Here is a 1,748-nt window from a genome sequence, read left to right on the forward strand (position 1 = left end):
GCTATACACTTCCCACTATCTGGGCGTGTTCGGGACTTTCACCCGTTAGAGCGCGCCCATGGCGCGCAAACTAAAAAACGGTTGAAATCATAATTTCTGAAATTCAACCGTTTTTTTATGTTTATCTCTTTAACGCGTCATAGGCTTCCTGAAAGAAAAACTCCTGGGAATTAATTGGTTCATCATCATTTTCTACTTTGTGATAAACACCTTCATTGTCCATATACCTTGCCTTAATATTATCTTTTAACATAATATCAAAAATATGTCTAATCCTGTTCTTTATATTTTCATCATAAACCGGTGCTGCCACTTCTACTCTTCTCACAGTATTTCTTGTCATAAAGTCCGCTGAAGAAATAAAAATTTTATCTCTGTCCTTTGTTCCGAAAATATAAATTCTGGAATGCTCTAAATATCTTCCCACAATACTAATTACCCGGATATTTTCTGTATATCCCTTAACTCCTGCCACAAGACAACATATTCCACGAATAACCATGTCAATTTTAACCCCTGCCTGGGATGCCTCAACTAACTTTTCCATTATCTTCTTGTCAGTTAATGAATTAAGTTTAAGTCCTATGTAGCCTTCGCCACCATTTTTTACATGATTAATCTCATCTTCTATCATTTGAATAACCTTATTCTGAAGACATTTTGGTGCCACAAGGAGATGATTTGTCTGTTCCATAACCTGAGCCATACAAATTTTGTTAAATGTTTCAGAAACCTCCTGGGCTATCTGTTCATTTGAAGTCATAAGAGACAAATCTGTATATAGCTTTGAAGTTTTCTCGTTGTAATTACCTGTGCCAATCTGACTTACATGCTTTATGTGTCCCTCTTCGCTGTAGGAAATAAGGCATATTTTTGAATGTACCTTTGTATGGTCAATTCCATATATAATACGGCAACCTGCCTCTTCCATTCGTCTTGACCATTCAATATTATTCTGCTCATCAAATCTCGCTCTAAGTTCCACCATTACCACTACTTCTTTTCCATTTTCAGCAGCTTCAATCAGCGTTTCCACTACTCTGGAATCCTTTGCTACCCTATACAAAGTCATTTTTATGGACACAACCCTTTTATCATAAGCTGCTTCCTTTAATAGTCTCAAAAATGAATTAATGCTTTCAAAGGGATAGCTTAACAAAATATCCTTCTCTTCTATCTGGGCAATCATCGGACGGGATTCATCAATATTAGCTGACAGCTGAGGAACCCTTCTGTTAAAGAATAATTCCTTTTTATTTCTTAAAACATCCTGTATTTTAGATACAAAAGAAAGCTCTAACGGAGACTCTGAATAAAACGTCTGATCCATGCTTAAGTCAAGTTCCCTGCACAGTGACTTAATAACCTTTTCATCCAGCATCCTTGAATACTCTAATTTTACAGGGCAAAGTCTCCTTCTTACCTTTATAAGTTCCTCCATGGAATCCCTGTAATCCAGTGCGTCATCATCAAACTGCTGATCATCTATGTCAATATCAGCATTTCTTATAATTCTAATTAAAGACTTACTTTTAACTGTATATTTTTCAAAAATCTTCGGCATAAAATGAAGAATCAGTTCTTCCACCAACATATATTTATTTTTGCTTGATGGAATCTGTACCAATCGGTTAAACACTCCATTGCTGCAAGGCACAATACATAACTTTTCATTACTTTTTGAGCCAAGAAGAGCCACAGCATATATTTCCCTGTTATTAAGGAACGGGAACGGCTGTTTCTTTCCC

Annotated in this window: 1 pseudogene (cut by a window edge); it reads right to left on the reverse strand. The window is 36.1% G+C overall.

What is annotated here, in order from left to right:
• Positions 1–121: 121 nt before the first annotated feature.
• Positions 122–1,748: pseudogene (ppk1, locus tag Q5O73_RS05310) on the reverse strand (polyphosphate kinase 1); it runs 611 nt beyond the window's last position.

Origin of the sequence: Eubacterium sp. AF15-50 (genome assembly GCF_934835595.1) — a bacterium.
GTDB lineage: Bacteria > Bacillota > Clostridia > Lachnospirales > Lachnospiraceae > Eubacterium_G > Eubacterium_G segne.